Consider the following 18428-nt stretch of genomic DNA (forward strand, 5'->3'; position numbering starts at 1 on the left):
ACAACGTCATCCGACCCGGCGACGCAATCGCCTGATCCGGCGAACCAGCCACATCCAACGCAGCACTTGCGGAATCACGGTGCATCGCACAATATAGCGGTGAACACGGTGCATCCGCCCAAGGACGGGCGGGCGCACCGGGTGCCCGCAAGGGCATAAACCACTGGCAAAGCCGCCATCGACCCCCCTCTTCCCGAGGGCGGTCGGTGGCGGCTTTTTCGCGTTGGAAGAGCCATGACGAAGACGACCGTCAAGAGCGCGTGTCCCTATTGCGGCGTCGGCTGCGGCATCCTGCTGGATGTGGTGGACGACCGGATCGTCAAGGTTTCCGGCGACAAAAGCCACCCGACCAACTTTGGCCGGCTCTGCACCAAGGGCACCACCTGCGGCCAGCCGGTCGCCGCCGAGGGGCGCGCCGACCGTGCCTATGCCCGGATCGACGGCAGCCGCGATCAGGGGCCGATCGCGATGGACGAGGCGATCCGCCGCACCGCCGCCGGCCTGCGCACGATCATTGACCGCGACGGGCCGGACGCGGTGTCGCTCTACGTCTCGGGCCAGATGTCGCTGGAGGCGCAGTATCTCGCCAACAAGCTGTGCAAGGGCTTCATCGGCACCAACAATATCGAGAGCAACTCGCGCCTGTGCATGGCGAGTGCCGCCAGCGGCTACAAGCTGTCGCTGGGCGCGGACGGCCCTCCGGGATCGTATCAGGATTTCGAGAAGGCCGACCTGTTCTTCGTGATCGGCGCGAACATGGCCGATTGCCACCCGATCCTGTACCTGCGGATGATGGACCGGGTGAAGGCGGGGGCGAAGCTGATCGTCGTCGATCCGCGCCGCACGCTCACCGCCGACAAGGCCGATCTTTTCCTGCAGGTGAAGCCGGGCACGGATCTGGCGCTGATGAACGGGCTGCTCCACCTGCTGGTGGCGGCCGGGCGTACCGACGACGCCTTCATCGCCGCGCATACCGAGGGGTGGGAGGCGATACCTGCCTTCCTCGCCGACTATCCGCCGGCGCGGGTGGCCGAGATCACCGGCGTGCCCGAGGCGGACCTGCGGCGGGCGGCCGGCTGGATCGGCGAGGCGCCCGAATGGATGACCTGCTGGACGATGGGGCTGAACCAGAGCACCCACGGCACCTGGAACACCAACACGATCTGCAACCTGCATCTGGCGACGGGCGCGATCTGCCGGCCGGGCAGCGGCCCCTTCTCGCTCACCGGCCAGCCCAATGCGATGGGCGGGCGCGAGATGGGCTACATCGGCCCCGGCCTGCCGGGCCAGCGCGCCACCGGCAGCGCGGCGGACCGCACGTTCGTCGAAAATCTGTGGGGCGTTCCCGCCGGTACGCTGCGCGCCGAGGCGGGCGGCGGCACCGTGGCGCTGTTCGAGGACATGGCGGCGGGCCGCGTCAAGGCGTGCTGGATCATCTGCACCAATCCGGTCGCCAGCGTCGCCAACCGCAAGACGGTGATCGCCGGGCTGGAGGCGGCCGAACTGGTCATCACGCAGGACGCCTATGTCGATACCGAGACGAACCGCTATGCCGACGTGATCCTGCCCGGCGCGCTGTGGGCGGAGGCCGAGGGAGTGATGATAAACTCCGAACGCAACCTGACGCTGATGGAGCAGGCGGTGCCGCCGCCGGGCGAAGCGATGGCCGACTGGGCGATCATCGCGGCGGTGGCGTGCGAGATGGGCTATGCCCACGCCTTCACCTACGCCTCGGCGGCGCAGGTGTTCGACGAGATCCGCGCCTTCCACAATCCACGCACCGGGTACGACATTCGCGGCGCCGATTATGCCCGCCTGCGCGAGGGGCCGCTGCAATGGCCCTGCCCGCCCGATGCGGCGGCGGATCGCAATCCGGTGCGCTACCTGAACGACGGCATCAGCCAGACGCTGCGCACCGACGCGGACGGCACCCGCCCGCGCCTCGCCTTCCCCACCGAGAACGGTCGCGCCTGCTTCCTGCCGCGCCCGCACATGGCGGCGGCCGAGATGCCCGACGACGACTATCCGCTGGTACTCAACACCGGCCGGCTCCAGCATCAGTGGCATACGCTGACCAAGACGGGGAAGGTCGCCACCCTCAACAGGCTGAACCCCGGCCCCTTCGTGGAGCTTCACCCCGAGGATGCCGCCGCGCTGGGCATCGCCGAGCGCGACCGGGTGGAGGTACGCTCGCGACGCGGGCGCGCGGTGCTGCCGGCGGTCGTTACTGATCGGGTGCGGCCGGGCGGCTGCTTCGCGCCCTTCCACTGGAACGACGTGTTCGGCGAGGATCTGGCGATCAACGCGGTGACGAGCGACGCGGTCGACCCGATCTCGCTGCAACCGGCATTCAAGTTCAGCGCCGTCGCGCTCTCGCGCGTCTCCGGCCCGGTGGAGGCAGAGGCCCCGGCCGAGGCGACCGCGCCGTCGCATCACACAGCGGTGGAGGTGTTCGCGCGGGTGATGGGCCTGCGCGAGAACGCCGCGCCCGATCTGGCGGCGCACGAGCAGGCCTATCTCGCCGGCTTCACCACCGCGCTGCGATCGGCCGAGGCGCGGCCGGGGGTGCCGGTGTTGCCCGAGGCCGCCCCGTTCGACCCGCAGCGGCGGCACTACGTCAACGGCCTGCTCGCCGGCCTGTTTGCGCGGGCCGCCGTGCCGGTACCCGATCCGGCCGCCCTGCCTGCCGATGCGGCCCCGGACGGAGCGGACGAGGTGCTGATCCTGTGGGCCTCGCAGACCGGCAACGCCGAGACGTTCGCCCAGACCTGCCGCACCCGCCTCGCCAGCGATGACCGCCGGGTGCGGCTGCTGGCGATGGACGAGGCGCGACCCGCCGACCTCAAGGCGGCCAGCCTCACGCTGCTGATCGCCAGCACCTTCGGCGACGGCGACGCGCCCGACAACGGCGGCGGTTTCTGGAGCGCGCTGAACGCCGATGCCGCCCCCAGTCTCGACGGGGGCCGCTATGCCGTGCTGGCGCTGGGCGACTCGAACTACGACCAGTTCTGCGGCTTTGGCCGCAAGCTGGATGCGCAGCTGGAGGCGCTGGGCGCGACCCGCGCCCTGCCCCGCGTCGATTGCGAGCCGGATTACGAGGAGCCGGGATCGGCCTGGCTCGACGGAATCGTGGCGGAACTCGCCGCCAGCGTGCCCGCCGCGCCCGCCATCTTGCCCGCTGCCATGCCGGCGATCGCCGCGCCCGGGGATATCGCGCCGGCCGCCCCGACCTATTCGCGCAAGGCGCCGCTGCGCGCGCCGCTGGTCCGCAACCGGCTGCTGAGCGGGGACGGCGCGGCCAAGGAAGTGCGCCAGTTCGGCTTCGCGATCGCCGACACCGGGTTCGATTATGCCGCCGGCGATTCGCTCGGCGTCTGGCCGGTCAACTGCCCCCTGCTGGTGGACGAGATTCTCGGCCTGCTCGCCCTGCCCGCCGACGCCCCCGTGACGCTGAAGGAGGCGGGCACGCTGCCGCTGGCCGAGGTGCTGACCCGCCACCGGGATATCGCCCGCCTCACCCGCAATTTCCTTGAGCTGCTGGCGGAAAAGCGGCCGGACGCGGGCTTCGCCCCGCTGCTCGATCCGGCGCGCAAGCCCGAATTCGAGCGGTGGACCTATGGCCGCCAGATCGCCGACGTGCTGCGCGAATATGGCGGCACGCTGGACGTGGACGACCTGATGGTGGTGCTGCGGCCGTTGCAGCCGCGTTTCTACTCGATCGCCTCAAGCCCCATGGCGCAGGCGGGCGAGGTGCAGCTCACCGTCTCCACCGTGCGCTACGATTGCCTCGGCCAGCGGCGCAAAGGCGTCTGCTCGGCGTTTCTGGCGGATCATGCGGGCGAGGCGCCGGTCGGCCTGTTCCTCCAGCCCTCGGCCAGTTTCCACCCGCCGGCGGAGCTGACGAAGCCGATCATCATGGTCGGGCCGGGCACCGGCATCGCGCCGTTCCGGGGTTTCCTGCACGAGCGGCGGGCGACCGGCGCGACCGGCGCCAACTGGCTGTTCTTCGGCGAGCAGCATGCCGCGACCGACTTCTACTATCGCGACGAGCTCGAGGCCTGGCGCGGCGACGGGCACCTCGACCGCCTCAGCCTCGCCTTTTCCCGCGATCAGGCGGAAAAGGTCTATGTCCAGCACCGCATGACCGAACAGGGCGCCGACCTGTGGCGCTGGCTGGACGAGGGCGCACACTTCTACGTGTGCGGCGATGCGAGCCGGATGGCCAAGGACGTCGACGCCGCCCTGAAGGCAATCGTCACCCGCCACGGCGGCATGACCAACGACGCCGCCACCGATTACGTCGCCCAGATGGCCCAGGAACGCCGCTACGTGCGGGATGTGTACTGAGGGGCGGGAGATGTGGCGGAGAGGGTGTCCGCCAAACTGACTGTTTGCCTCCGTCCAGCGATGTTCGCCCTTGGCGCAAAGAGCTGCAGATAAGCTGGGCTTTAGCACTCTGAGCGTCCACCTGTGGCTCTGGACGTTCGCCTAAATCCGGCATAGAAAGTAGGACCGGCAGTGGGGCCAGAGTAGGACCGGACATGGCAACGCGCACCCTCAACAAGCTGGACCCCCGCACGGCGGCAACGATCAAGACGGCCGGGCGCCATTCGGACGGCGGCGGGCTTTATCTCTCGATCGATCCTACCGGCCGGCGGCGCTGGGTGTTCATGTACACTCGGGACGGTAAGCGGACTGAACTAGGCTTAGGTGGCGGACGCGACCTGACGCTGGCAAATGCGCGTAAGGAAGCCACCACGCTTCGGGCTATCCATGCAAGCGGGGGTGACCCCCGCGCGGCACGAGAGAAACAGGAGCGGCAAACGTTCGGCGAGGTTGCCGACGCCTATCTGGAGGCCATGCGGCCGTCATGGCGGAATGCCAAGCATGCAGCGCAGTGGACGATGACCCTGACGAAGTATGCCGCACCGATCCGCCCGCGCATGGTGGAAACGATCGGCATCCGCGACATTCTGGAGGTGCTGCAACCGCTCTGGCAGCGGACGCCTGAGACGGCCGAGCGTCTGCGCGGTCGGCTTGAGAATGTGCTGGACGCTGCCAAGGCCAAGGGGCTGCGGACCGGTGAGAACCCCGCACGGTGGCGCGGCCACCTCGATCAGCTCTTGCCCAAGCGGCAGCGGCTATCGCGCGGCCACCATACCGCTTTACCCTATGCGGACGTGCCCACCTTCATGGCCGATCTGCGGGAGCGTGAGGCGATGGCAGCGCGGGCGTTGGAGTTCGTAATCCTCACTGCCGCGCGGTCGGGTGAGGTGCTTGGTGCGACGTGGGCCGAAATCGATCTTGAAGGGGCTGTGTGGACCGTTCCTGCCGCCCGGATGAAGGCGGGGCGCGAACATCGGGTGCCCCTCTCTGGGCGCGCTGGGGAGCTTCTGGAGGGCTTGAGCGGAGCGCGCGATGCCGAGACGGCGAAGCCGGGCGATCCTGTGTTCGCCGGACCCAAGGGCAAGCCACTGTCCAGTATGGCAATGGCGATGCTGTTGCGCCGTATGGGCTCGGCCGTGACGGCGCACGGCTTCCGCTCCGCCTTCCGCGATTGGGCGAGCGAGACGACCGGCTTCCCGCATGAGGTCTGCGAAATGGCACTGGCCCATACGATCGGGAACAAGGCGGAAGCCGCTTATCGGCGTGGCGACCTATTCAACAAGCGACGCGGCCTCATGGATGCTTGGGCGGGCTACTGCGGCGAGGATGCTGGCAACGTGGTTCGCTTAGCGGCAGCCTAGGCGGCTCCTAGCCAAACAAAACCTACCAATCTTCGTGAGTTGGCGGTGCGGCGTTCAACGCGTCGCGACGGATGCGCCAACTAGGCAGAGCGTCCTCAATTCCAAGCGGCGGTCACCTGTCAGACGAATACCAGAACGGCTGAGCTGCTCGATGAGGCTCGCGCAGCATGCGCCCTCCTTACATCGCCTGCCTCACCGCACCCGAATCACTTGCCTCGTCGTTCCCGTTATGTTCTCAAGCGGGTATGGGAACGCGTCTGCCTCGCCACCTCGTCGATTACGCCCGCTTCGAGCTGGACGTGGGCGTCCGCTGTGCGCGGTGTGACCGGCTGGCGGTGTTCGATCCGGCCGATGTGCTGAAGCATTTCACCGCCAAGCGGTGGCCGACGACGATCCCTCTCACGCCCGAGCCATTCCGCTGCCGCTGTGGCTCGCGGGAGGTGCGGACGGTCGCGGTCCCGGTGGTGCTGCGGCCTCAACCCCTGCCGGCGCCGCGACTGCTGCTGACGCCGATCTACACCCAGGAGCCACGACGATGATGCAGAACGACAACGGCGAAACCTTCGGCGAGTGGCTACTGGCGCAGCGCGACCGCGAGGGCTTTGACGTAGCGCTGGCGCTGCTCGACCGAGTAGCCCTTCAGCTTGATGACATCCTTGTCGATGTCCTTAGCCTCGGCCCAGCCGATCGGCACGCCGTCCCGCTCGAATAGGAAGTCGGGCATTCCCGCCTCGGACTTTTTAGGCTCGTTGACAATGCGCAGCGCCGGGTCGAGCCCCTCAAACAGCGCTTGAAGCGCGGGGCGGTAGCTATGCTCGGTCGCTTGCCCACTGGCATACGTGCGCCGGACGTGGTCGAGATAGTCGGAAATCTGCATGCCGCCCCCTAGATTGATGGAGACGCTAGCGCCACTTACCTTAGCTCGCAAAGCGGAATGAGCCGCGTATTCGATCGTGAAGTGCAGCTCCGGTCGGACCGAACTCGAACCTAGATTCCGACGTCCCTCAAGGGTGAATCCGGAAAGCGTGCCGCTGTTTCGGGTCGTTCCGGCGACTCGCGTGTGTCGCCTTTCGCCACTGCCTTGATCCTTATATGCAGGCGCCGGGGATAGGCCGGCCAGCCGACAAGCGCGCTTCCCACGTGCTTCCCCGATTATCATGGGAACCGCTTGGGAGGCGAAAATGGAAGCAGATCCGCCTACGCGCGTCGCAAGCGCTGCTGCAGCATCCCCGAAACCTAGGCCGGGGGCAACAGTTGACGACGATGTTCGTCGCGTCGTTGCACGTCACGGCGCCGACGCGGTGAAGGCGGCCGTCAAGCGGCTGAGCAAGCAGAGGCCGGGCCGGAAAGCTACGAGTGATTGGCCTGGACTCATCGACGTGTTAGAGGCGGATGCTCGCAGACTGCTGGAGGGGGGTGATCCGTTCACGGAGCGGTCTAACTACTCGATTTCGCAGGCCTTTGCGGCCGCACATCCCGGACACAGCTCCGTTTCTACCCAGCGACGTTTGATGAATAAGTTGGCCAAGAAGCGGGCGATTTATACGCATATATTAGCAATCTTCACAGGTTGGTACGAGTGTAGCTCCGCGATTTATATCAAAACTCTGCTAGCACTCATAGAGATTGATGACAATGAAATGTGGGTGGACAGACACGATGCCGCTTGCCGCCAGCTCGGCGAATACATTGTAATCTTTGGAGAGCCGCCGGAGTCTATGTCAATGCGAGAGATAATTGGGCGTGCGACAGGAACGATGCCTAAGAGTCCTTTCGAGCTTCGTGAACGGTCGAGGGGGGGGCTGCTCGGCGGTTTTGCGGGTAGCTCGGATCGGGGGTAATTAGTGTCGAAATGGCGGAGCATTTCGACATGCGGTAAGCCGATCACGTTAACTCATCTTCTGGTTTTATCCACTCTGCCCGATGTCTCGTCCGGCAATGTCCGCAGCAATCCCGCTCGGGCCTTGTGGGACCACTCAAGATGGGCGTCACTAAGTCCGATCTCCCGAAGCTGGCGTACAGCATACCCGAAGCTGCCGCCGCGATCAGCATTGGGCGCTCAACAATCTACCTGCTGATCGCTGAAGGCCGCATCGAAACCCGCAAGATCGGCAAACGTACGGTGATACCGGCAGCGTCGCTCCTGAAACTCTTGGAGGCATGAAATGCCCCTCAATGAGAAGTTTTCAGTGTGCGAGGCGTCCGTCCTCCCGATCGCAACGGTCGCAGTGTCGAACGACGTTCGGGTCGAACTTCGTGCAAAACCCCTCCAAACAAGGGAACTTCGGCGCGATCGCATTCAGCATCCGGGCGTGTATCGTGTCGGCACAAGTACATCCGGGTTGGTTTTGCCGCCGGCGAAGCGGACATTCGAATGAGCGGCCCTCATCTTGACGTCATTCGCGAGGCCTGCAAGCGAGTCCGCGATGAGGCATCCCTGTCGTCGATCATCAGCAGATCATTGAAGCTTAAGAAGGCGAGCCGCGAATGGAGTGCGTGCTGCCCCTTCCACGCCGATCGCACACCTAGTTTCACAATCTACGCGAATGATCGGCGGTTCATGTGCTTCGGTTGCGGTGCCGAAGGCGACGCGATCGATTGGGTTCGCCGCTTTTACGGTGTGTCACTGATCGACGCGATCGAGTTGATTGCAAGCCAGGCGCTTCCCGCCAGCGGAACGGTCCGTAACGATAACATCAAGCCCGAGCAAAACGCCGATCGTTCGGCCGAGGCGCTGGACATCTGGGCCGCGTCATTGCCACCCGAAGGCACGCCCGCTGAGGCCTATCTGCGCTCACGCAGACTTATCCTGCCGATTCCGGCCAGCATCCGGTTCGCGCGCATCCCGCTCGGCCGGCGTCCAATCATGCCCGCGCTAGTCGCGCTCGTCACTGGGCCTGACGATCAGCCCTGCGGTATCCAGCGCACTTTCCTCACCGAGGCGGGTCACAAGGCCAACCTTCCCGGCGGCAGGGTTAAGCTCAGCCTAGGGAGGGTGCGCGGCGGCGCCATCCGCCTCGCCCCCGCAACTCATGGCTTGTTCATCGTTGAGGGCCTCGAAGACGGCCTGACGCTCATGCAGCAGCTTGGCCGGCCGGCTTGGATCGCTGCGGGTTCAGGAATGCTTCCTGCCATGCGGTTACCTCACCACCTGTCAGGTGTCGTGATAGGTGCTGATAGCGACAACGCGGGCCGCGCCGCTGCGGAGAGGGCCGAGCTCGCGTTCAAGGCCCAAGGCGTCGCCGCCGCAACAATCTTTCCTGCCGAGGGCTTCAAGGACTTCAACGGGGAGTTGCTGGGAGCTCAGGTATGAGGACGAGTAGCCTCCTTGAGCGCACAGCGAAGGCTGACGCAACGATTGCGCCGCTGACCATTGCCGCTACTCCGTACGACTGGCGAGATCCGGCTGACATTCCGCTTCGCCCTTGGGTGTATGGGCGATGGCTTCTGCGCGGTACCGTCACCGCAGTGGTCGCTCCCGGAGGCATCGGGAAGTCCACCTACCTGTCCGCGACCGCGCTTGCGCTTGTGACTGCGCGTGATCTGCTGGGGAAGACAACATGGGGAGATCGCAAGCGCGTCTGGATCTGGAATTTAGAGGATGACCTCGACGAGTTGGCGCGATCGATTCAAGCTGCCGCGAAGCATTTCGGACTGTGTGCTAGCGACATCGGCGAAAACTTGTTCGTCGACAGCGCGATGGAGGGAACCGGACTATGCACGGCCATAATAGGCGAGAGTGGGTTCGAAATCAAAGCGCCGGTGTTCGCTGCAATCACGGCTGAGTTAATTCGGCGCGAGATCGACGTGCTCATTATTGATCCATTCGTATCGAGCCACGAGATCGAGGAGAACGATAATAGCAAGATCGACAAGATCGCGAAGGCGTGGGGTCGAGTTGCGAAGGCAGCGAATTGCGCTATCGTACTAGTCCATCATACCAGCAAAGCCGGAGCCGCGGAGGTCACGGCTCTGTCCGCCCGTGGCGCAGTGGCACTCGTAAATGCTTGCCGATCGGCACTCGTACTCAATCGCATGACTCTGGATGAAGCCCAGAAGCTCGGGATCGATGGAGCCGAGCGCCGCCGCTATTTCAATGTGCAGGATGACAAACACAACCGGGCACCGGCCGAGGTGGCGGATTGGTATCGACTGGCATCGGTTAATCTCTGCAACGGCGGACATACCCTTGGCGACAATATTGGTGTCGCGGAACCGTGGATAGTGCCTGATCCATTTGAAGACGTGTCCGTCGACCATTTGATCCGCGTGCAGAGGAAGGTCGCCGAGGGGTCATACAAGGCTCATCACACTGCGGTAGACTGGGCCGGCCTCGCCGTCGCCGAGGTGTTCGGACTCGACGTTGCCATCAAGCCAGATAAGGCGCGCATCATGGCCATGCTCAAAGAGTGGCAGGCGAATGGCATGTTCAAACTGGAAGAAAGGTTAGACAAGAACCGTCAATGGAAGAAATTTCTTGCCGTCGATCGATGGGCTAATGACGCATCTGCTACACCTGTCAAGGGTGTAGCATCGCGCGATATAGCAGTGGAGCAACCGAGTGCTACGCTACACCCACCCCCCGTAAGGGGTGGTGGTGTAGCAGCCGCTGCAGGCAGTAGCGATCAGGTGTCGCAACCCGGTGGTATCGACGACCCGAATGACGGCGGTTTCGAAGGTTTCGACCATCCGCCGGTAGGCGGGTTGCGGAAGGCGGTCTGAGCGCTCGGCTGAAAGGCGCGTCGGCCCATAATGTATACCCAAGCGGGATGTCTCGCACCCACGGCGACGCGTGTCTCAAAAGGTTGACTTGCCACAATCGAGACGGCAAAAGGGAAAGGTCTAGACCATATGAGACAGGATCGCCCCGCCATGCTAATCGGATACGCCCGCGTCAGTTCGGCCGGCCAGTCGCTCAACCTGCAGCTCGAAGCCCTTCGCTCAGCTGGCTGTGAGAAGATTTACAGCGAGAAGCGAAGCGGTCGCAGCGCCGCTGATCGACCGGAGCTATCCCGAGCGCTCGATCAGATGCGTACGGGCGATACGTTCATCGTCACGCGGCTCGATCGCTTAGCGCGCTCGCTGGGGGATCTGCATCGCTTGGTTGAGCGCATGATCGCCGAGGGCGTGGAATTCCGCTGCCTTCAGCAAGGGGGCGTCGACACCTCGACTAGCACCGGCAAGCTGTTGCTAGGCATTCTAGGCTCCGTCGCTGAGTTCGAGAACGACATCCGTCGCGAGCGTCAGCGGGACGGGATCGAGAAGGCGAAGGCGGAGGGACGCTACAATGGCCGGCCCGCGACCATCGATGCGGATGCGATTCGCAAGCTGAAAGCAGATGGCGTCGGCGCCGGCGAGATCGCCAAACAGCTTCGGATCGGGCGTGCTAGCGTCTATCGCGTGCTGGTGGCAGACAAGTCCGCCGCAGTCGATGCCTGAGGCTCGAGAGGTGATGCTCGGCTCCCATTCTGAAGGCGATGCTGCTGGTTCTCGGGTCGCCGCTATCTGCATAGCTCGAGTGGCATCGCGTTTAACGTTCATCGGTATCCACCACCTTTCGTCCTTTCGAGCTGCATCAGTTGCTGCGTCGGTAAACGACCAGTTCCAAGCCGTTCCGCGGCGAGCGCGTGAACGGCCGCTCGTGCCGAAATCCGCCGTCCGTCGAGCCGACGGACGGCTGTGCGCCAAACCGCGCCGTTCAGGCCCGGCTGCCGATCCCGGAAGCTGGACGTTGAGGACGTCCTGACGCTGGCAGAAGGCACTGAAATCTGACTACCTCCGGCTCCTTGCCTTCGGCGAGGGAGCCGGACGGCTCGGTGTCTACCGCAGTCAATTCTGTTTTCCGGATAGCTGCCGGGGGCGTCAGCACGCACAATTAATGCCATTTGGGTTGGGAAAGTGGTCGCGAACGGCCGGGCTCCGGCGTCACAGGCCCCGAAGGCGCTGTGCGATGTCGTGGATCAAGGTGACGGTACTCGTGTGGTCCACCGCGTTGAATTTGAGCTGTCGCACGAGATAAGCATAGGCGCAGGCCAGGACGGCGCGATCGCCTCCGGCGACGTCATAGGCCCAGTCGCGGCAGGCTTTGGCATAGCCTGGGAAGGGGTGGCAAGCGAGATAGACGTCGGGGTCGGTCCAGCTCTCTAGTGCGTGGTCGGCTTTGGCCCTTAGGCCGTCGCGCACCGCGTCAGGATGAAAATAGATCGACAGATCGAGGCTGATCGGATCTAGCGCCGAGGCGCCTTCGCCCACTTCGCCGAAATCGATGATTATCGGGCGCCCGCTCTCCTCAATGAGGATATTGCCGCCGTGCAGATCGGCATGAATGCAGCCGGCTCGATGACGAACGGGGAGTGCCTCCACGTCGCTGAGGTTGAGGCCGTATTTCTGCATGGCGCGGTGGAAGTCCTCGTCCCAGAGCAGCCTGGCGCGTAGGACCGCGATCGGGGTTTCGCTGATCCGTCCCGCATCACTCCATCGCCGCATAGCGCCAGCCACGTCACTGACCGCGCCTTGCGCAAGGCCCGGGTCTCTCATCAACATCCGAAACATATCTTGGGTGAAAGTCTCGGCGAGGCTGTATACGACCGCGCCGGACCCGCACGTACCCTTCAGCACGGTGCTCAATTTGGGTGTGAAGGACCCGTTCGGCAGATTCACTACGTGACGATCGAACGCATTGGTTTCCTGTTCGATCGCGGGCCGCGCCCCGATCTTGATTACCGTCGAGGCGATGACATGATCGTTACTGTTTTTCACCAAGCCGTGCATGACGCTCGCGCGCGACTTGCCTCCATCGAGCGGTTTGAGTTCGATTACATCGCCGCCGCGTTGCCGGGTAAAAACTTTGATCGCCCGCAGGTATCCCTCGTTCAGCCCGAGGCTGCGCCCGCGCGTATCGACGGTGATGGCGTCGAGCGCGGCGACGGTGGCGGCGATGCGCTGGACGTCCGCAATGAGCTGATCGATCGAGCGCTCCTTTTGGTAGTAGCCGACCGCCGCGACATCGCGCTGCTCACCCCAAATGTCGTAACGGTCTCCCTCGCGCATCAGCCCCATCAGCGCATCATCCGGCTCCGAGGTGGTGAGGAGATAGGTAGGGAGGCCCGGGGCGTTCGATTGTGCGAAGGCAAAGACGTCACGCCCGAAGCATGTGTCTGGTATAATCTCACCTTCCTTTTCCAAGATAGACAAGTCAAGGATCAGCAAGTCGACGAAATTCGCCCGCAATAGCGCGATCGCCTCATCCCTCGCCCTGGCATGCAGAACGGCGGCAACATGTGGCAGAGACCGCAGCCGCTGGCTGACCGACTCCGCGAAGAGTTCATGGTCCTCAACAAATAGGATTTTCATTTTTCCGGTACCATCTCAGCTCGAAATGTGTGCCATCCTCGTCCGGGCGAAGCAGCAGTTCGCCCTGCATCGAGACCATGGCTTCGCGCGCAAGCGACAACCCATATCCCGAATGTCCGACTTTGCTCGAGATGCCGTCCTGGAGGAGCTCAGCCGGCGGGTGTGTCAGGCCGGGACCATTGTCCTTCACGAACAGCCAGTTCTCATGAGCGGTGTAGCCCCAGGAGATCACGACTTGCGCCCTCTGACCGACCTGCGCCGCGACCGCTTCCAGGGCGTTTCGCAGCCCGTTCGAGAGCGCCATTTCGAGCTGCGCCTCGTCCGCACTCACCAGAAATTGCTCCGGTCCGGTGATAATGATCTCGGTCCCGCCGATATCGGGCTGTGCTGCGACCAGCTCAGCGACTAGGCTCGCCAAGTCGATCTCGTCGAACTTCGGTGTGGCGGTAGCGGTGCGCATGTTTCGCAGCGCCTCTGAGCGCAGGGAAAGCTGCGTGATCAGGCGTTTCGTCTGCGAGGCGTCATAATTGCCGACCTCGGCAGGCGCGGACGCCATCAGGCCACCGATCAGCGGGGCGATCTCGTGGAGGATGCGGCTGCTGACGTCACGCACCACTTTACTGTAGATGCTGGCCTCGGTTTCTGACGCGTCTTCGCTCGCAGGCTTCTCCCCCATCGGCTGGTCTGGCGCCGCCAGCCGATCGCAGCCGATCCTGAGTGCACGCTGGATCCACGGAACGGTTTCCGCTTTTTCTAGCTGGCGTAGCATCGCCGCATCCTCGGTGAGCGCTTCGGTCGAGAAAAAGCGCGCCGCCTCTAAGCGAATCTCCGTGTCGGGCGCGTAGATTCGCTCGAGCGCCTCCTTGCGTGTCACAGGGCGTGATCGTCGTAAAAGCTAGCTCGATCGCGAAAGGCTCGCAGTCCGCCTTCCATTATGCTCGTTATGGCTCCGACGGCGCCCAGACCCTCCAGCGGCTCCGCGATAGCGACCGAACCGTGGCGGCCGTCGGACACCAGCTGGACTACCCAGTCGGCATTCCCGAGAACCGGAATATTAGCGTTGTGGGTCGCCAAGATAATCTGGGTATCGTCTGCCCTTTTTCTCAGCGACTGAATCAGCGTCTCGACGATAAAGGCGTTGTCGATATGATCCTCGGGCTGGTCGATGATCAGGATTCTATCAGAGTGCTGGAAGATGATCGGAAGGATCACGGTGCATCGCTGTCCGGCGGACAGGTCCGAGATGTCCTTGTATTCAGTCCCGTCGAGCAATCGGAGGCGCACCGCGTCTTCGATCGTGACGACAAGGACGTCGGCGGTGCCGGCGTCGGACAGCGCATTGATCACGCGCACCGCACGGTCGCGCGGGAGCCCGCTCGCTCTGGCCAAGCTCTCGAAATCACCATTTTCGACATAGCGGACTAGCTCGCGTGGGCTAACCGTCTGGGCGAGCGTGATCGCAACATCATTGTATTTCAGCCCCGAGCCGCGCAGGTTTTCGATAAGCGCGCGGGTATAGGCGGCGTATCTAGCCGATCTCGTGATCGAGACTTTGATCTTGGGCTGAAGCGCGAGGTTAAGCCTGTTGGCAACATCGGCGCGGCTTCTGAAGCGTAGGCCGCGCAACTTCTCCAGATCGTCCAGCAAGGCGTCGCGTTCGGTCAGAAGGGTTACGAGGCGACTGGCGCGATCCGCGCTGGTGCGCGATAGTATGTCGAGTCTGGCGAGATCACGTCGGGCCTCATGAAGGCTCTTCTCGATGACGCCGGCGCCCGCGATCGCATCCTCGATCGCCTTACGAGCTTCGCGAAAACTACCCTCGATCTTGACGCGTTGCTGCCTCAGCGTCTGCCGCTGGACGTCTAGATCGTCGCGGATGACCTCCATCCGCTGAAGCGCGTCGCCCGCCTGTTCGGTCGCCTGCTGGAAGCGTGCGCCGAGGGCGGCCAGCTCGGCATCACCTTCCGGGGCATCGGGGAGGTAGCGATCGGGGAGGTCCGTCAGCAGGGCGGCCCACGTCCCGATAATTTCCATGAGCTGGCCGCGCGCGGCGTCGCGCTCTGCCAGTGTATTTAAAGCGCGTGACAGTAACGCAACACGCTCCTGCTTGGCGAGATCGATCTCGTTCTGTGTCCGGAACGCCGCCTGTTGCCGTTCGAGGTTTGCCACCTTCTCGGTCAGCATCGCTCGCTGCGCCAACTCGTCTTCAAGCCGGGTGACTTCGGTGCGGAGTGGTTTCAGAAGGCGATCGAGCGCGCGGATGCGATCCTTGATGTCGGTCTCGTGTCTGCGCGTCTCGCTCCGGTCGGAAAGGAAGGCATCGATCAGGTTCAGCCGCCCTTGCTCACTAAGCGCAACATTCTCGATCTCCTTCTGGGAGAAGATGATCGGGGGTTCCTCGGTGAGAAATCCGTCGCTGCGGGGTCCGTCCTCGGTTGCCGTGCGAGAGAGGGTAACCTCGTCCAAGATATCCGAAGCCGTCAGCACGATCTCGCCGTCCGCCAGTGTCGCCCGGGCATGCTTGAGCGACTGCTCCGCATCCTCAGCTGTTTGACTACGCGTGCCGAACACATAGCGGATCAGCTCAATGACAGATGTCTTGCCGGTTCCACGCGCACCAATCAGCACGTTGAGGCCCGGTTTCAACCGGAGATCCAGGCCGGTTAGGAATCCGCCTTCGACATGGATGTGTCTGATCGTCACCGTATAATACCCTCGGCCCCCTCGTCGCGCTTAGCGGCTACATCCGTGCCCTTCGGGGGTAGAATCTGCAACCACCGATCCATCGCTTCAATCCGGACGCGGCCACATGTAACCGATTGGCAGCTAGGCGCGATCAGTGCCCGATACCTGCCAGGCCGCAGTCGGCCAGGCTCGCTCGTTCGGAGCTAGGGCGCTGGCGAACGCCTGAAGGTCCGCTCCTGCTGGAAGCGGTCGTCCACTGCAGGCGTTGAGAACGGCGGGTAAGTCCGCAATCCCTGCCGTTCCAGTATCATCATGGACCAAGCTTGAGCTTTCCCAGCGTTCGGACCGATCCGAGACCTCAGTTTCTCAGCGGCGACAAGCGCGATCGCTCAAGGGGCGCGCGCTAGGCACTAGGCCGCATTAGACGTCTACAGCCGGTATGCGCGCTTTAGATGTCGTCGAGCACGGCGCGCACCGCCTTAATCAGCACGCCAACCGAGTGCCGCAACTCGACCGCCTCGCCCGTCCATTCGCCCGTACGATATGCGCCGTTTCGCTCACCCTTTGGCGCGCCGCTTCCTCGGGCGCCCCCGTGGACGCGGCAACGTTTCCTGCCCTTGATCGCGGGCGACTGGCACTCCGTTCCTCTCCGGGTCTTCGCGAGACATCGGGGTGCCGCCCGCATGTGGAAAAGCCGGAAGTCGGTCAGCGGATGGGGTGCACCGGGCACTCTGGGAAGGGGTAGGTCCGTCGGGTTGGCCAGGAAAATCGTCTCCCCCTCCCCCGACATGAATGTGCTGATGAGCATGGTGGTGGCGCTCCTGCTTGACGGTGATCCTCTGGGTGCGGGACTTGCCTTTAAGCTTCGACAGGGCGTCGGTCTGCATTACGAACGTGCGCGCGAGCTTGCCAGCGAGGGCAACGGACTGAGGGTCGGGCACGGCAGTCGCCATTGCACGGGAAGCCAGTTTCATCGTCATGAGATGTACCGCGACCATCTGCGCCGCGAGCGCGGCCTCAATCTCGTTCTTAGGACGGACGCTGTTGACGATTGCGAGGGCAGCGTTGAGCTCGCCCTCGTTCGGCACCATCGCACCTTGCTCCTCGCGCCAACGCTGTCCGCAGAGAGCCAGAAGCTGATCGAGAAACGTATTGGCGACGCTGCTGGACCGAGTTCCGAAGGTGTCGCAGATCTGCACCCACCATCCATCCGGATCACGGTGCGGGGCCGCAAGCTGGAACCCGCCGTCCACATGCTCCACGGCAATGCCAGGGCTTGATGGCCGACGGGCAAGGCGGCGGCGTGCCGGCTCGACACCAGTTCGGAGAGCGGGAGGCATCTCGGGTTTGCTAACGATATCGTCGTCCGGGGGCGAACTAGCGGCAAGGCAAGAAGAGCGTAGCGGCATCGTGGATGCTCCTGTCATCGCGCTCTCCCCAACGCACTGCTCTTATACTCGCATACGCTTCCAAGGTCGAGACTTTGACAACCATTCACACTCTGAATGACCGGAACCGACCACCTCAAGTCGTTCGCTAGTTCGGTACTGAACGGCTGTTTCTCCCGAAACCTGCCGTTCGTTCACCCTGTCCGCTGCAAGATCGCAGGGGCCGAATTGGAATCTCTCCGAAGCATCCGTCAATTTGTCAGTGATCCTTGCCGCAATCTTGTCGAGCGCCTGTTCAGCAAGCTCAAGAACTGGCGCCGCGTCGCCACGCGATATGACAAAACCAAAGAGTCTTATCTCGGCTTCGTCAGCCTTGCCTCAGCACTCCTGTGACTACTCTTTGTCCACGACGCCTAGAACCGTAGTGCTGTTCTTCCTTCTTACCTCAACGGCCAAATCTGACCGCGGAAACCGCATTTCAACGGAGCGTTCGATCTCCTTGAGCGCCTTTCCGACCTGGCCCGCGATGATGCGAAGCCACTTCAGGACCTCTTCTCGCCGACCGACCTCGGACTGACCGTCGATCTTGTACACATACTCGATCGCATCTTCATCGAGCGAAAAGAACGGTGCCCGCCTCTTCAGCACGCCCGAGCCGTGCTGCTCGACTAGCGGCAAAACAGCGTAAGCTGCCGCTTTGAGGAAAACCATCGCTTCCTGATAAACATAAAAGGCCGACGTGATGGAGCCGACTTCCTTTGCCGTCAGTGGTTCGATGCGGGCCAAATTGTCCTTGTTCGGGAAGATCGATCGGAAGACAGGAATCCAGATCATTCCTCCTTGAAAGGCGGAGTCGTTTTTCACGAACTCGACTGCATAGTTTGTTTCGCGCCAAATCCGCCAAAGTTCGGCGTAGGCGATGGCGCGTGCTGTTTGTTCGGTCTGATCACGCTTCTTTTGGTCGACCCGTCGTTGCAGCCATCCATTCCAGAGCAGGCCGATCAGACCGCCTGCAAACGCGATAAGCGCCGGCAACGCCGCCGGGCTGAACCAGCCGGCGTCTTTGCTGGACTTGAGGTAACATAACAGCGCGGTCGGAACAGATTTCACCAACGACTGCGCCACTACGATGCAATGCGGATCAACCATTCTGGACTCCTTAATCGCTTATTACGGCCCCTTAGCATAGTGTCTTGACGCCCCCCCTGTTTTTAGCGATTGCGTATTTGACAAACCCGCCTAAAACTTCGGATGC

15 protein-coding genes and 1 pseudogene are annotated in these 18428 nt (G+C 63.3%); 10 read left to right on the plus strand and 6 right to left on the minus strand.

Annotation, left to right across the window (positions count from 1 at the left end):
• Positions 1 to 234: 234 nt before the first annotated feature.
• The 3 genes from FOY91_RS05435 (at position 235) to FOY91_RS05445 (ending at position 6286) form a co-directional block, all read left to right on the plus strand.
• Positions 235 to 4347 (plus strand): bifunctional nitrate reductase/sulfite reductase flavoprotein subunit alpha, encoded by a 4113-nt coding sequence (locus FOY91_RS05435; protein WP_145148933.1) that lies wholly within the window; start codon positions 235 to 237, stop codon positions 4345 to 4347.
• A gap of 194 nt (positions 4348 to 4541) precedes the next feature.
• Positions 4542 to 5747: a tyrosine-type recombinase/integrase gene (locus tag FOY91_RS05440; RefSeq protein ID WP_145148935.1), complete on the plus strand. Its 1206-nt coding sequence runs from the start codon at positions 4542 to 4544 to the stop codon at positions 5745 to 5747.
• A 245-nt stretch (positions 5748 to 5992) separates the two neighbouring features.
• The gene (locus FOY91_RS05445; protein ID WP_145148937.1) at positions 5993 to 6286 is read left to right on the plus strand and encodes a hypothetical protein; all 294 of its coding nucleotides are present in this window, start codon (positions 5993 to 5995) and stop codon (positions 6284 to 6286) included.
• Between the two features lie 35 nt (positions 6287 to 6321).
• Here the strand turns inward: FOY91_RS05445 and FOY91_RS05450 are convergent, their stop codons facing one another.
• Positions 6322 to 6624 carry a hypothetical protein gene (locus FOY91_RS05450; protein ID WP_145148939.1) on the minus strand — a complete coding sequence of 101 codons (303 nt, stop codon included), beginning with the start codon at positions 6622 to 6624 and terminating at the stop codon, positions 6322 to 6324.
• 304 nt (positions 6625 to 6928) lie between these two features.
• On the opposite strand from FOY91_RS05450, the gene FOY91_RS05455 reads away from it, so the two are divergent.
• From FOY91_RS05455 to FOY91_RS05475, 5 genes are all read left to right on the plus strand, one after another.
• Positions 6929 to 7588: a hypothetical protein gene (locus tag FOY91_RS05455; RefSeq protein ID WP_145148940.1), complete on the plus strand. Its 660-nt coding sequence runs from the start codon at positions 6929 to 6931 to the stop codon at positions 7586 to 7588.
• A gap of 140 nt (positions 7589 to 7728) precedes the next feature.
• Complete coding sequence (locus FOY91_RS05460) at positions 7729 to 7911, plus strand: helix-turn-helix domain-containing protein (protein WP_145148942.1); 183 nt, start codon at positions 7729 to 7731, stop codon at positions 7909 to 7911.
• 210 nt (positions 7912 to 8121) lie between these two features.
• Positions 8122 to 9060 carry a CHC2 zinc finger domain-containing protein gene (locus tag FOY91_RS05465; RefSeq protein ID WP_145148944.1) on the plus strand — a complete coding sequence of 313 codons (939 nt, stop codon included), beginning with the start codon at positions 8122 to 8124 and terminating at the stop codon, positions 9058 to 9060.
• The gene (locus FOY91_RS05470) at positions 9057 to 10469 is read left to right on the plus strand and encodes an AAA family ATPase (protein WP_145148946.1); all 1413 of its coding nucleotides are present in this window, start codon (positions 9057 to 9059) and stop codon (positions 10467 to 10469) included. The genes FOY91_RS05465 and FOY91_RS05470 overlap by 4 nt, the downstream gene beginning before the upstream one ends.
• Before the next feature lie 150 nt (positions 10470 to 10619).
• Entirely contained in the window at positions 10620 to 11186 is a 567-nt protein-coding gene (locus FOY91_RS05475) for a recombinase family protein (protein ID WP_145148948.1), read from the plus strand.
• Between the two features lie 486 nt (positions 11187 to 11672).
• Here the strand turns inward: FOY91_RS05475 and FOY91_RS05480 are convergent, their stop codons facing one another.
• The 4 genes from FOY91_RS05480 to FOY91_RS05495 all read right to left on the minus strand — a co-directional run bounded on the left by FOY91_RS05480 (position 11673) and on the right by FOY91_RS05495 (position 16593).
• Positions 11673 to 13100 (minus strand): phosphotransferase, encoded by a 1428-nt coding sequence (locus tag FOY91_RS05480; RefSeq protein WP_145148950.1) that lies wholly within the window; start codon positions 13098 to 13100, stop codon positions 11673 to 11675.
• Positions 13081 to 13974: a sensor histidine kinase gene (locus FOY91_RS05485; protein WP_145148953.1), complete on the minus strand. Its 894-nt coding sequence runs from the start codon at positions 13972 to 13974 to the stop codon at positions 13081 to 13083. Before FOY91_RS05485 ends, FOY91_RS05480 begins: the two co-directional genes overlap by 20 nt.
• Entirely contained in the window at positions 13971 to 15803 is a 1833-nt protein-coding gene (locus FOY91_RS05490) for an AAA family ATPase (protein WP_145148955.1), read from the minus strand. Before FOY91_RS05490 ends, FOY91_RS05485 begins: the two co-directional genes overlap by 4 nt.
• Positions 15804 to 16233: 430 nt before the next feature.
• Positions 16234 to 16593 carry an HGGxSTG domain-containing protein gene (locus tag FOY91_RS05495; RefSeq protein ID WP_203234499.1) on the minus strand — a complete coding sequence of 120 codons (360 nt, stop codon included), beginning with the start codon at positions 16591 to 16593 and terminating at the stop codon, positions 16234 to 16236.
• Here FOY91_RS05495 and FOY91_RS05500 point away from each other — a divergent pair.
• Positions 16586 to 17065 (plus strand): hypothetical protein, encoded by a 480-nt coding sequence (locus FOY91_RS05500; RefSeq protein WP_145148956.1) that lies wholly within the window; start codon positions 16586 to 16588, stop codon positions 17063 to 17065. The genes FOY91_RS05495 and FOY91_RS05500 overlap by 8 nt on opposite strands.
• Positions 17066 to 17446: 381 nt before the next feature.
• Positions 17447 to 17566 (plus strand): annotated as a pseudogene (locus FOY91_RS22690) (IS5/IS1182 family transposase); the annotation flags it as partial.
• Here the strand turns inward: FOY91_RS22690 and FOY91_RS05510 are convergent.
• Entirely contained in the window at positions 17567 to 18322 is a 756-nt protein-coding gene (locus FOY91_RS05510; RefSeq protein WP_145148958.1) for a hypothetical protein, read from the minus strand.
• Positions 18323 to 18428 lie beyond the last annotated feature (106 nt).

The organism is Alterirhizorhabdus solaris (assembly GCF_007785815.1).
Lineage (GTDB): Bacteria > Pseudomonadota > Alphaproteobacteria > Sphingomonadales > Sphingomonadaceae > Alterirhizorhabdus > Alterirhizorhabdus solaris.

Excerpts from the sequence above, each read along its gene's own strand:
- FOY91_RS05435 (WP_145148933.1), top strand. The coding sequence starts at position 235 with ATGACGAAGACGACCGTCAAGAGCGCGTGTCCCTATTGCGGCGTCGGC.
- FOY91_RS05440 (WP_145148935.1), top strand. The coding sequence starts at position 4,542 with ATGGCAACGCGCACCCTCAACAAGCTGGACCCCCGCACGGCGGCAACG.
- FOY91_RS05445 (WP_145148937.1), top strand. The coding sequence starts at position 5,993 with ATGGGAACGCGTCTGCCTCGCCACCTCGTCGATTACGCCCGCTTCGAG.
- FOY91_RS05450 (WP_145148939.1), bottom strand. The coding sequence starts at position 6,624 with ATGCAGATTTCCGACTATCTCGACCACGTCCGGCGCACGTATGCCAGT.
- FOY91_RS05455 (WP_145148940.1), top strand. The coding sequence starts at position 6,929 with ATGGAAGCAGATCCGCCTACGCGCGTCGCAAGCGCTGCTGCAGCATCC.
- FOY91_RS05460 (WP_145148942.1), top strand. The coding sequence starts at position 7,729 with ATGGGCGTCACTAAGTCCGATCTCCCGAAGCTGGCGTACAGCATACCC.
- FOY91_RS05465 (WP_145148944.1), top strand. The coding sequence starts at position 8,122 with ATGAGCGGCCCTCATCTTGACGTCATTCGCGAGGCCTGCAAGCGAGTC.
- FOY91_RS05470 (WP_145148946.1), top strand. The coding sequence starts at position 9,057 with ATGAGGACGAGTAGCCTCCTTGAGCGCACAGCGAAGGCTGACGCAACG.
- FOY91_RS05475 (WP_145148948.1), top strand. The coding sequence starts at position 10,620 with ATGCTAATCGGATACGCCCGCGTCAGTTCGGCCGGCCAGTCGCTCAAC.
- FOY91_RS05480 (WP_145148950.1), bottom strand. The coding sequence starts at position 13,100 with ATGAAAATCCTATTTGTTGAGGACCATGAACTCTTCGCGGAGTCGGTC.
- FOY91_RS05500 (WP_145148956.1), top strand. The coding sequence starts at position 16,586 with ATGAGCATGGTGGTGGCGCTCCTGCTTGACGGTGATCCTCTGGGTGCG.
- FOY91_RS05495 (WP_203234499.1), bottom strand. The coding sequence starts at position 16,593 with ATGCTCATCAGCACATTCATGTCGGGGGAGGGGGAGACGATTTTCCTG.
- FOY91_RS05510 (WP_145148958.1), bottom strand. The coding sequence starts at position 18,322 with ATGGTTGATCCGCATTGCATCGTAGTGGCGCAGTCGTTGGTGAAATCT.